7 protein-coding genes are annotated in these 12,879 nt (G+C 48.9%); 1 reads left to right on the top strand and 6 read right to left on the bottom strand.

Features of this window, described 5'->3' with window-relative positions; all coding sequences use genetic code 11:
• Window positions 1–22 precede the first annotated feature (22 nt).
• Window positions 23–706, bottom strand: coding sequence for a biuret amidohydrolase (biuH, locus tag E0496_RS16060; RefSeq protein ID WP_141502801.1), 684 nt, complete (start codon window positions 704–706; stop codon window positions 23–25).
• A 472-nt stretch (window positions 707–1,178) separates the two neighbouring features.
• Between biuH and E0496_RS16055 the strand changes: the two genes are divergently transcribed.
• Window positions 1,179–2,507 (top strand): vWA domain-containing protein, encoded by a 1,329-nt coding sequence (locus tag E0496_RS16055; RefSeq protein WP_141502800.1) that lies wholly within the window; start codon window positions 1,179–1,181, stop codon window positions 2,505–2,507.
• A 52-nt stretch (window positions 2,508–2,559) separates the two neighbouring features.
• On the opposite strand, the gene E0496_RS16050 is transcribed toward E0496_RS16055, so the two are convergent.
• The 5 genes from E0496_RS16050 to E0496_RS16030 all read right to left on the bottom strand — a co-directional run bounded on the left by E0496_RS16050 (window position 2,560) and on the right by E0496_RS16030 (window position 12,866).
• Window positions 2,560–4,047 carry a hypothetical protein gene (locus E0496_RS16050; RefSeq protein ID WP_206669785.1) on the bottom strand — a complete coding sequence of 496 codons (1,488 nt, stop codon included), beginning with the start codon at window positions 4,045–4,047 and terminating at the stop codon, window positions 2,560–2,562.
• Between the two features lie 1,024 nt (window positions 4,048–5,071).
• Window positions 5,072–7,447 (bottom strand): glycosyl hydrolase family 95 catalytic domain-containing protein, encoded by a 2,376-nt coding sequence (locus E0496_RS16045; protein WP_161601446.1) that lies wholly within the window; start codon window positions 7,445–7,447, stop codon window positions 5,072–5,074.
• 233 nt (window positions 7,448–7,680) lie between these two features.
• Window positions 7,681–8,214: an HAD family hydrolase gene (locus tag E0496_RS16040; RefSeq protein WP_141502797.1), complete on the bottom strand. Its 534-nt coding sequence runs from the start codon at window positions 8,212–8,214 to the stop codon at window positions 7,681–7,683.
• 46 nt (window positions 8,215–8,260) lie between these two features.
• The gene (locus E0496_RS16035; RefSeq protein ID WP_141502796.1) at window positions 8,261–10,651 is read right to left on the bottom strand and encodes a glycoside hydrolase family 95 protein; all 2,391 of its coding nucleotides are present in this window, start codon (window positions 10,649–10,651) and stop codon (window positions 8,261–8,263) included.
• 97 nt (window positions 10,652–10,748) lie between these two features.
• Complete coding sequence (locus tag E0496_RS16030; RefSeq protein WP_141502795.1) at window positions 10,749–12,866, bottom strand: DUF5054 domain-containing protein; 2,118 nt, start codon at window positions 12,864–12,866, stop codon at window positions 10,749–10,751.
• Window positions 12,867–12,879: the final 13 nt, after the last annotated feature.

Here is a 12,879-nt window from a genome sequence, read left to right as displayed (position 1 = left end):
CTATTTCTATTTTTTCGCTTGCTTAATACTGGGCGATTGCTTTCATGACTTCCGCGGAGCTGCTTACGCTGCCGAACACGCCGCCTTGCATTTTGACCATATTGAGCGCTGCATGATGGTTTTCAGGGGCGGTTGCGCCCGTGCAATCCTCAAGGATCAGACATTCATACCCTCTGTCATTCGCTTCGCGCATCGTCGTATGCACACACACGTCTGTTGTAATTCCCGTCAAAATTAAGTGGGTGATGCCTTTGTTTTTCAAAATCAAATCCAGATCCGTTGCATAAAAGCTGCCCTTGCCGGGCTTGTCTATGATCGCTTCCCCCTCTATAGGAGCTAGCTCCTCAATGATTTGCCAGCCTGGCTCTCCCCGGACCAAGATGCGTCCGGCAGGTCCCACGGAGCCTATCTCCGCGCCAATCTGCTTGCTGCGCCATCGTTTATTTGCTGGCAGGTCGGAGAGATCCGGCTTATGGCCCTCTCTCGTGTGAATGACATGAAATCCGTCAATTTGCCGCACGCGATGCAAAAGCTCCTTAATCGGTTGGATGGTCCTAGCCGTCAATGAAAGGTCATACCCCATCTGTTCTACATATCCGCCTTTGCCGCAAAAATCAATCTGCATATCAATAATAACTAACGCGGTTTTCACAGGATCAATGGCTCCGTCATAAGGCCAACTGTAAGGCGTTGCTGTAATCTGCATCCTTTATTCCCCTTCCAAGCTCATCGGCAAGATCGATCGTAAGCTGATTCCTTTATGTTATATTTATTAACTCGTTTTCGACCCTTTCTCTTCTTGTGTCATATTATATTACAAAAATATTGCTATGTCTTTGTGTTATTTACAAAAAAGTATGGACTCATTTTGTTAAAATCACAATAAAAATCATTTTATGTTATGTTAGTTAACATATAGACGAGGGAAGCTTATCATTTTGTCCATCGCTGCTCCCTAGTATCCTAGTTAACTAGTCCGTCCTATCCAAAATTCAGCATTTTTAAATCAACAAGGTGAAACGGCTCAAAGATTTGCCTATCAAGCTTAAAGCTTCCAGTCTCTATGAAAATAGTTCTCTACGGATTCCTATGCTATAATGCAACCATTACGTTGTAGGGTTTCCATAATATACAGGTTATCCCTTCAAATCTCATGATGAGACAAGGAGAGTGAATGTATGAGTTCATCTACGATTAATTTAATTACGGGTGCGAATGCCCCACTCGGCGAGGCGACTACGGTGAAAGTTGCCGTTTCGTGCAAGCATTCGCCGGCAGAGCTTGACGTGAGCTGCTTTATGGTAGGTTCTGACGGCAAAGTATCCTCGGATGATTATTTTGTTTTCTATAATCAACCCGCTGATCCCGGACGCATCGTACAATTTGTTCCAAAGGATAAACTGAACAGCGAATTCATCATTAATCTTTCGGCCCTGCAATCATCCCCTATTCAAAAATGCGTATTTGCAATTACCCTTGATGGGCCGGGAACGTTCGCCGATGTGGCAGGTTGCCGGATCGCAGCGGAAACATCGGTCAACGAGGTCGTCTATAACATAACCGAAGGCAATGCCGAAACCTCCCTTGTACTAGCCGAGCTGTACCGGCATTCAAGCGGCTTCAAGCTTCGCGCAGTTGGCCGGGGCTTCCATGGCGGTTTAAAACCGCTTGCGGAGGCTCATGGCGTCAATGTCGCAGAAGAAGAAAGCAGCAGCCCAGCACCTGCAGCCGAGGCGTCTCAAGCCAGTCAGGCAAAAACAAGCGCAACCTCTGTCATTGAAGCTTCACGATCCGAGGTGGCAAGTAGCGCACCAGCTAAGATCAATTTGAATAAAATTGATTTGCTGAAGCAAAAGGTTGCCATCTCCCTTCGCAAAAAAAATATCGAGCAAGAAAAAGCTAGAGTCGCTGTTATTTTCGATGCATCAGGATCTATGTATGGACTCTACGAGAGCGGCGTCGTGCAGCGCGCTTTCGAGAGGGTACTAGCGGTAGCCGCCAGCATGGATGACGACGGCATGATGGATGTGTGGTTCTTTGCATCCAAGAGCCAGCGAATGAAGAGCGTTAACGAAAATGAATATGAAAATTACGTAAAAAACACCTATCCAGCCCCTCGCTTATTTGGAGGGCTAGGCGCAGGCAACAATGAACCAGTGGTCATGGCGGATATTATTAAGAAATATACGAAGGAAGAGCCTTCCGGCATGCCTACCTACATTGTCTTTTTCAGTGACGGCGGCATTTATGAGACCCAGAAAATTTCCAAGCTCCTCATTGACAGCTCCGGCCAAAATTTATTTTGGCAGTTTGTCGGCCTCGGCAATGCGGATTTCGGAGTGCTGCGCCAGCTAGACGATTTAAGAGGCCGCGTGCTCGATAACGCTGATTTTTTTGCGCTGGATGATTTGGATCGGGTCAGTGATGAGGATCTTTACGATCGATTGTTCAATGAGTATCCGCAGTGGCTGAAAGATGCGCGGGCCAAAGGAATCGTCCATACTTAATAGGGAACACAGCAAAAAGAAAGCCATGATTAAGGTCATTGTTGACCTTCAATCATGGCTTTTGTTTCGTTTGATCCATTTTTCTATAAAATATCCGATCAATATCCTCATACGAATTAGCCTCAGCGGAAATATATGCTTCGTCCGGGTTCGCCTGCACGCCTCGAAAGGCAGATACATAATAAAGATTGGACGGAAGCTTTATCGACGTTCGATATTTGGCATTCTGATCATAAACAAAGCTCTCTATTCTTTGCTTGATGCCGCTCGCTTGTCCAACCGTTTTGTAATGGGGATAGACCAACTTCCTTTTCTCTTTGAACCGCCCCATTAACAAAGTCGGACCATACGCTTCTCCGCTCCAATGTAAACTGGATTTCTGCTTCAAATTGCTGCGAATTTCATTAGGTGCAGGTGAGCTCCAATAGATATCATATTGCTCTTTGGTCGCTTTTTCATACGGATTCTCTGCCTCAAGCGGATTCATCGGATACCAAGGCGATGTTGCCACCAATTGCGCAGTCGTTGGTCCAACGGGATGATACGAACGGGTCTCGATTTCCATATGCAGGACCCCCTGCTTCTCAGGCAAATCAAGCATCACCATTTGATCCCGCTGCTCCGCGATTAACGGAATCTGATCCAGCCTGGCTGAACGGATTTGAAAATCTTTTAAAAGCGCCATTTGGATTCGATTAGAATTCGCAACAATGTTCATATCCACCGTATAGCGAAGGTCGTGATTGCTTCTGCCATGACGAATATGAAGGACATACTTGGAGATCGTATAATTGCTCTGAACCTCATCCGCATCGGCCGGCAGGCGAAAAACGGCAAGCTGCGGCTCTTCTTTTCCTTCTATATAAGGAACAAAAGGAGAGACCATTGGTACCATCATTGCTATAATCAGCAATACTGCTGCTGCACCGTTTATTTGCATGCTGCGTTTATAGCTCACCATCAAGTATAGAGAAATCAGAATAAGAAACATAAACATCCGCTGCGCGTAATAGCCGTTGTTTACCTCTATGCCCTCCAGCAGCTGTGACGAAAAAACTTCACTAATGTTAGGGTCCCCATTCACCACCCAACCGGCAACCTTTTTCGGAATGAGACCCAGAATTGAATGGTAAGGCATAGTCAAGAACCAGACGACTATGATTAAGCAGTACCCATAATAGGAAGGAAGCCAGCTATAAATGACATAGCCCAAAATGGCAGAATAGAAGAACGGAATACACCAGCATAATAACGTGTAGATGAAAGAAACCTGCAAGCCTTCAAGCGATATGTTGCGGTATGCGAACCCAATATAACCAAGAACGGCTGCATACAAGACTAAATAAATAACGAAAGCGAGCCCTAGCCAACCGGAAAGCTTTCTCCAAACAGATACGGAATCCGATGCTCTCGCGCTGTTCTCTGCTCTGTTACGCTGCATCCTCTCCGAACGGGCTCCCTCCGCGCCATATAAAGCAAACTGCAGAGAGACCATCATAACAAAATAAACCAGCCCAGGAAATAACTTGGCTTCTGACAAATGTAATGCCGGAAATATAAGAGTTGCCATACCTATAAGCAAAAAAATAGAAAGCCATAACAACTTCCTGGGCAGCGGCTTGAAAGGTATAGCTATGATTTTATGCATAATACCCCTGCTTTTTGTATGACATGCTTGGATGAATAGCCGAAGGAACCGACATGAGAACCTCTGGTGAATACGCCTGTCCAACGTTATCAACGCAAATAGACTATTGCTTATTCATTATATAAAGCTGAATTCAATTATTCACCCTAGACTCCTTAGGGTATTCCTTTGATTTTTTTGGGGTATGTAAATCATCTTGCCACTTCGATATTTAAGGCAATCTAAGATCACTCTACAGCTTTAAGTTCCCCCTCAGATTTCACTCGGTTTCGCTAGGTACGTCTGATTCTCATTTTTTTCTTTGTTCGCTCGGTTCACCTTTTAGTTACCGCTACTCTCTATTTGGTTTAGATGGAATTTCTCCCTCTAATCTTCAGGATTCCAGTTGATTTTGATATTTACAAATGTTTTTTCCTGTTAATTCCAAGAATTCATTCGGAATTCAATAAAAACAGCTAGATTAATGGGACAAATCCCATCTATTTTCTATTCCAATCCAATAAGGCTATTTTAGCAGGAGAAATTCCATTTAATCTCCGTTTCATTTCACACGAGAAGATCACCTCAATACTATCGAAACCTGCTATTCGAATTGCAAAGGCAGGGCAGTTCAAAGCAGCGCCCTATCACATATTCAACAGAAAATATGTCTTAAAAGCAAAGAACCTTCATCAACACCTTTCGGTGAGATAGAAGGTTCTTTTACGATAATAGTTTATGCTATCAATTTAGTTTTTTTCTCAAAAGGCTCTAATTCAACAGAATTGAGGGTTAGTTTACGCACTGAAACTGTGACTTTGACTGCTTCTGCTGCTGCTACCGCTTTGAGACTGTGACTACCTGAGTCTGTAACAGCGAACTCGACTGGGGCTCCGACTGCAAGCGTGACCCTAAAGGTTGCTCACACCGCGCATGATCAGTACAGCTCGAAGCGCAGCACCTCACCCTTCACCGTATCCAGCGCGATGATCTCGCCAGAGAAGCTGCGATCTCCGCCAATTCCGCTGCATTTCACCTCTCTGCCCGGCCAAGGGTTGTACAAGCTCAGCTTCGCGCCCGCTTCGCTTGAAATTTCCAACCACTCGACTTCTCCTTCCGATGCTGCTGCGCTGACCAGAAAACCACCGACGGCCCGCAGCGTCGTGAACTCTGACGGCTCCCGCAAGGACCAGTTTGGGAAGAGGCGGATAACTCCGTTATAGCTTTGCATCAAGCATTCATTAATGACGGCTGGCAGCGCAAAGTTTTCAAACCAGATGCCCATTGGCGCCATGTAGTCAAATGCTGTCGTGTCGGAATAGCGGCCTCCCGCTTCCAGCAATTTATCCGTGCAGGTTCCATTGGGAAGCATGCAATAAGCAATCTGCCGCTTGAAGCGTTCCAGATCCAACTGCCCTAAACGGGCTCCCGCCAAATGATAAAAGACAAGCTCGTTTCCGCCTTCATTCCTGTGGTTTCGGTAAGAGTTCAATGCGATAGCGTACTCCTCCGGCGGGGAGTGCAAGCCATGCTCTTCCCCTGGAAATACAGTCGTGATTCCATTTGGCACGTTGTAGATGACCTCCGCATCCTCGCCGGGGACAGACACAAACACTTTCCCACGCTGTGAATCCGCGGTTGGGTAATCCGGGAACCTTGCGAGAACCTCGTTCACCTCAGCAAGCAGCTCTGCCTCCTCCCCGCTGCATTCAAGCTCCGCGCATGCTTTCTCGAATGCGAGAAACAAAAACTTCGTCAACGTCAGATCGACGAGGCAATCGCTGTTTTTCTTGAAGCCAGGTGTCAGCTCATAAAGCTCCGGCACGACCGTCGGAAAAATATGATAGCGGTCATCTCCCCATTGCTCGCCGTGCGCCTCCGGTCGCTTCATATAATCCACCATGAACAATACCGCTTCCTTCATCGGTGTAAAGGCACGATCCACAAGGAACGTTTTGTCCATCGTATATAAGTAATGCCACCAAAGGCTCTGAACGGTCCATGGCGTTTCGCATATTTCCCAGCCCCAATGCGGCACGGGATACGGCATGACATTCATCTCGACCGGATAGGCGGAATGCGGATAATAGGCGCCTCTTAGCCCGTAATATTCCTTAGCCCATTTGCGGCTGACAGGGAGCACATGATGGACCATATTCACATATGCCAAATGCTTGTCGACATGATTACTGGAGAACGCTACCCAAAATGGCTGCTGGGTATTGTAGTTCATATGGTAGTCTCCATGCCACTCCGAACCGATCTTGCCATAGCTCCAATTCGCAAAGATGCCGGGGCAGGTCGCATCCGGCTTCACGGAGCAGTGAAAGAAATACAAATTACGATACCAAATTTGTTCCAAAAACTCATCCGCCAGCGCTACGCCCGAACGTGACCAATAATCACTCCAATTCTCGCAAGTGCGGACAAACGCTTCATAAGCAGCCATCTGATCTGGAGGATCGGCTGGCAGCAGCCGCTTCGCAATCGATGCATCGCTTCCTTCTTCCAAGTCAATTCGCAGGACAAAGTCATTACCAGCGTCCAGCTTTGCCTCCAGCGGATTTCTGCTTTCACTGAAGGAAGCCGTCGATGAGGCGTTTGCCGTCAGGCGGAAGGCGCGGTCTTTCGAATGCCCTGCTTCCATCTCTTCCCGTTCATTTGAGAAAGGAAGCGTTTGCCGAAATGAAAGCCGATTGCCCGTTGGATCAACCTCGCTCACCAGCGCAGGCAGCTCCTCTGGCGTGTTGGAATCAGGAATCAGCTTGATGCGATTAAAGAGCGATCCCACCGCGTGTGCCTGACCATTTTCCTTCATCCTTATCCATAAACGATCTGCCTGCTGATCAACAAATATTTGCACGGCAGCAACAGCGTCCTCAAGCTGAAAATAAACCTCGCAAAGCCCATTTTCCATTTGGAGCGAATGCCCCAGCACTTCGGCTCTACGCCGGTCAAAGCCTAACAGCAGAGAGCCGCAAGGCATCGGACGTGGATACGGGAAGTTATAATTTTCGCTGGTCATGGCTACGTAATCGCGGTACCAAGCTTCATCGCTCAATGAGGCATAGCTTTCCGGCACTTCCTTCAGCTTCGCGAACAATTGTTCAAAAGTGCCGATTTGATCCTGATGATTTTCCGCTATGCGTATGTCCCACACATTGTTATGTCCGAAGTGAATAACGATCGCATCGGGTCGCGTCGTCACGACCGCTCCTAGTCCCCCGTTGCCAAGCAATGCTCCTTCAAAAAAAGCCGGTGCCGGACGATCATAAGTAATCGAATGTTTGCGTACTCTACCCAGTGTATTCAATGTTCTGCCTCCCACGGTAGTCTATATAATAGCTAGTATAATGATTGCGCTTACTACAGTTTTGATCATAGCTAAAATAGTCGCCGATTGAATAGGGACATCTGCGACGTTTACCGTACATCTATCCTCTCAAGAGCGAACAATTACGCTTATTTGTAGGCATACGAACATTTCTATCAAAAAAAAGAAAAAGCCGACCTCCAACGAGGTCGGCTTTGCTCTATTTATATTTTTCACTTCCCGAGCGCTTCATTCAATTGATCAGCAAGCGCAATCAAAGCCAGCGGCTCGGCTATTGAATAGTCCGGGCGCTCACTCTCATCGGCAGGCTCATGAGGATACCGTGGCGTCCAGCTAAGAAAAACGCTCGTGATGCCCAACGCATTGGCCCCCTTCACATCGCGGCTCAAATTGTTGCCTACCATGGCGACGCGTCCAAACTCCGCTTCCGGAAGCTCAATCGCACCAGCCGCCGCTTTAAACATGCGAGCGCTCGGTTTTAGCGCTTTTATATTTTCTGAATAGATCATAGCGGTAAAATAATCGTAAATCCCAAGCTGGATAAACATATTTTTGAAGGACTGCGCTTCTCCATCAGCAACCAGTACGAGCGTATAACCGCTATCGTACAGGCTCTTTAACATAACGTCAGCACCAGGGATGACATTAGCGCTTATGACGATGCCTGACTCATCCCTAACTTCCGTCGATTCATCAATAATGGTATCGCCGCTATCCAAAAACAGAATCAGTTTTTTCTCACTCATGCAGCTGTCTCCCCCTTATTTAGCGTACCGTCTCTTGGACACTTTGTTATTTTCTAATTTCTCTATTCACAATCCGGAAGGTTTCCCCCGTCTTTGTCTCAAACTGAACTACGCCTGCATCACAACCGCTGCAGTGAACAACACTGTCATCAGAAGCTTCAATTGCCCATGAGGACTCTACCCACACGGAACAACTCTCATCGCTCAGCGACACGATTTCCGCTTCCACGAGCTTCCCATTGTCCCATCGGATGCTTACTTCGAATCCGCCGCGTGCCCGCAGACCTTTGATTTCGCCGGTCAACCATGCATCCGGAAGCGCTGGCAGCAGTTCCAGATACGTCAGATGGGATTGCAGCAGCATTTCAGCAATGCCTGCCGTTGCTGCGAAGTTACCGTCGATTTGAAAAGGAGGATGAGCGCCGAATAAATTGCCGTATACGCCGCCATGATCATACAGCTCCGCTTCGTTCTCCTTCACTAGTCGAAGCGATTGGTCCAGAAGCCGAAGCGCATGATTCCCGTCGCGGAACCGCGCCCATAGGCCAACCTTCCAACCCAAACTCCAGCCCGTCCCTTCATCGCCGCGCCGAAGCAGCGATTGCTTGGCTGCTTCGAACAGCTCTGGCGTTTGGCCAGCCGTTAATTGCCGGCCCGGATACACGCCGAACAAATGAGACACATGACGGTGATGCACATCCTCATCCTCGAAATCCTGCGACCATTCCTGCAGTTGCCCATAACTTCCGATCTGCAGCGGAAGGAGGTTAGCTCTAGCCGCCATCAGCCCCGCCCTAAACTCTTCATCAACGCCAAGGCGTTCCGCAGCCTCCAAACAGTTCGTGAACAGATCCCAAATCAACGACAAATCCATCGTTGTCGCTTCGCTCACTCCGAATACCCCGTCCTTTGTCCGGAATTTATGCTCAGGCGTGGTGGATGGAGAAGTCACTAGATGGCCCTGTCCGTCATCAATCAGCCAATCGAGACAAAACAATGCCGCTTCCTTCATAATCGGATAGGCATGATTGCGCAAATACGCCTCGTCCTTGCCAAACGCAAAATGCTCCCAAAGATGCTGAGTCAGCCATACGCCACCCATCGGCCAATACGCCCAAGCAGGATCGCCGTCTCCGTAATCTCCTACAGGAGAGGTTTGCGCCCAAATATCCGCGTTATGATGCGCCGTCCAGCCGCGAGTGCCATAATTCGTGCTTGCCGTAACGGCACCGTTAACGGAAAGCTCTCCTATAAAATCAAGCAGCGGCTGATGGCATTCGGCCAAATTGCACGTTTCCACAGGCCAGTAATTCATTTCCGCATTAATATTCAGCGTCCAGTTGCTGCTCCAAGGCGGCCTTGTCGATTCATTCCAAATGCCTTGCAAATTTGCCGGTTTGGTACCCCCGCGCGAGCTGGAAATCATCAAATAGCGACCATAATGAAAGAGCAATTCGACCAAGCCAGGGTCCGCTGCTCCATATTCCGTAATCCGGTTATCTGTTGACATATCGACTGGCGCCAAAGCCTCGCCAAGACGAAGGGAAACCCGATTGAAAAGCGAATGGTAATCGGATAAATGCGAAGCCTTAAGCTGCTCATACGATTTCTGAAGCCCTTGGTCTATCGGGGCAGCCGCTGCCGCTGACTCATCTTTTCCCTGACTTCCGGGAAGGCGGTTATAGCCGTTAAAGCTGGTTGCCGCGCTAAAACAAATACAAACCCGCGTACCGCCATACACATGAAGTCCATCTGCATCCGCAGTAATCATGCCATCCTCCGAATGAGCGGCAAGCACACCTTCAAAGGTCATCGCCTCCGATTCGGAGCCGCTGCCGTATACGATAGGGTTGCTATCTTTAAAATAGCTAGGGGCAACATGCTCCGGTGCCGTCCCCTTCAGAATATAGCACTGCCCATTTGCTTCAGTCCGGTAACGCAGCGGGCTATCGAGCCTTGCATGGACATTGATCGCTCCGGGCTCACTTGCTTCAAGCCAAAGCACAATAAGCTGATCCGGATGCGAGGCGAGAAGCTCCCTTTTGTAGGTAATATCGCCGACGCGGTATTCTACGCTGGACAAGCCATTTGCCAAATCAAGCTCTCTGCGGTAATCCTCGTATTTATTGCCATGCTCAAAGGATAAATGCAGATCACCGAAGGGAAGATAGGATTGCGTATACGGACCCATCATTTGTTTCGTTTCCTGGTCCGCCTCCGCATACCGCCCTTCCTTGATCAGCTTGCGGACGCGCGGCAGCGCCTCCTTGGCCCCTGGATTGTTCCAATCCTTCGGATAACCCGACCATAACGTATCCTCGTTAAGCGCGATCCGCTCTTTCTCCACGCCTCCGAAGATCATCGCGCCTAGCCGTCCGTTGCCGATTGGCAGTGCTTCTGTCCATATGGATGCAGGTTTCTTGTATTGCAGCTTCATGTTTGCACCTCTCTTTGTTCATCCCGAATTGTTATTGCTTCTTATTATGAAGTGAAGCGCTTAATCTTGCAAGCGAAATGCCCAAAATTAAACCGGTTTATTTTAGGTTGGATTTGAGCTTCAGCTCGAAACGAAATTTTGCATCTTCTCCATACCACATCGGGAAGTTGGTGCCCCAAATATTGTTATGCAGATTGAAATGCCAGCCTTGATCAAGCGACACAAACGTATTATCGAATTGCAGAAGCCTTTTTTGACCAGGCGCTACAAGCGCTGCGTCTTTCGTTTCAATAACAGCAGAGCCATCCGCTCCGCTATAGGATACCCCTTGTCCGACTGCATGAAGATTTCGGTTGCCATCACAAACGACGCTAAGCGGGGAAACATCGGCACCCAGCTTGTCCATGGTCCACAGGTTGGCGTTGTCAACCTTCAAGCCGCAGCCAAACCAGCTGGCTTCGGGAAGGCGATTCGCATCCTTGCCAAACCATTGCAGGCTAACCGCAATTGTACCACTCGTTTGATGAACCGTATATTCCACTTCAAGCGTCTTTGGAGCACCGTACGTCTCATGAGCCAAAGCAGGCATGCGAAGCTTAAGCAAATAACGATCCTCGGAGGCGCCTTTTTTGACAAACCGCCCGGTAACTACGGGACTAAAGAGCTGGTGGCTCGGAAGCGGCCTAACGAATTCAAAGCCCGGCTTGCTGAAATCCGCATCGGACCAAGGGTGCGTGACGGGCAGGCCTTCCATATACGTTCTGAAGTATTCGCCGTAATTGTCCGTTCCAAATGTCTCATAAGCATAAGCACCGAAAGCATGGCTCTCATCGACCCAGACCTTCCCATTATCATCCTTTAGGAACGAAAGCGCGCCATTCTCGCCGAATGCCAGCTCGTACCCGCCGCTGCGGAAACGCTGAAGTGGCTCGAAGGTTTCGTAGCCGCTTACATTAGCCGGAACTGGAATCAGCTGCTCAAATGCTTCCAAAGCCTCCGCTTGCTTGTCTTCCTCTAGCCCGGAAATCGCTTGATCCGTATAGCTCCGCTGTTCAGCCCATGATTGCTCAATCAGCGAATACGTACGCTTGCTCTGCTCCCCTTCGAACAGACTGCTCGAGTGCTTGTCGAATTCATCCATCGCAAAAGCACCGATATAAGCAAACTTGGCAGGCATATCATTCACGTCGACCTCGTCACGCTGACGCGCGGCTTGGAAATCCGGTTTGGCGTAATGGCGGAAATCAGGCAGCCACTTCTTCACGTCAAGGCCCCATGTATGCTCAGCAACGAGCAGCATCGCTTCGCTCATATCCTTGTATTCCTTGCTTTCTTCCGTCATGCGGCCCTGTTTGACCCATTCGGTTCTCAGACGGCTAAGCTCACGCAGCTTTGCCAGCTTCATCGGATCTGTTCCAGCGCCGTGAATCCAGGTGTCTCCAATTTCTTCCCGTACGATCGGCAGACGGTCACGCACCTCAAGCAGCTTAGCTACGAATGCATCCATGGTGGAAGCCATAATTTGTGCATTCGGGTACTGCTGCTGAATCGCATCGAACTGATGGCGGATATCCTCCACGCTTGGCGGACCGCAATTATCGCCGGTATGGGCAAATACAAGGACGTCGTGCAAGCCTTCAATTTCCAGCACCTCGCCATAATTGCCGGCATAGTTCACGATAAGCTCTGAGCCGTCTTCCGCTTGCCAGCGGAACAGGCGAGGCACGCTTGGGCGCTTCGATGCCGGATTAACGCCGATATGCATATATTGAATCCCATATTGCTGCATAATCGGAATCATGCCCAGCGTATGTCCAGGAACATCCGTCATTTTCGAAGCGATCGTATGCTTCCCGTATTCCTTATCAAGCTCTTGGCTGATCGACAAGCCAAAGCGGAACAGCTCGGCATCCATCACTTCCGTATGGGTCGTGAACGGCAGCCCGTGCCACGCAATGTGCCCGCTCTTAATCGCCTTCTCCATCCGGGCCTTCTGCTCTTCCGTCGCATGGTTCAAATAATGACGGATCAACCACGAACCCGTTGTCCAGATGAAGCGCTCTCGGCCGCCTTCCGCCTCCAGCTTCTCAGCCAGCTCAATCGCCTTTGGGATATATTCCTCACGATATTGCTTAGCCACATACTGCGCCAAATGGGTAAAGCCAATGTCCAAATGGGTTTTAAACACGACATGTACTCTCTCGATGCTTGTCATTCTCTTATCCAGT

It is taken from the genome of Paenibacillus luteus (genome assembly GCF_006542765.1).
Lineage (GTDB): Bacteria > Bacillota > Bacilli > Paenibacillales > Paenibacillaceae > Pristimantibacillus > Pristimantibacillus luteus.
Note: the sequence above shows the minus strand (reverse complement) of the source record. Positions and strands in the feature narration are given on the sequence as shown.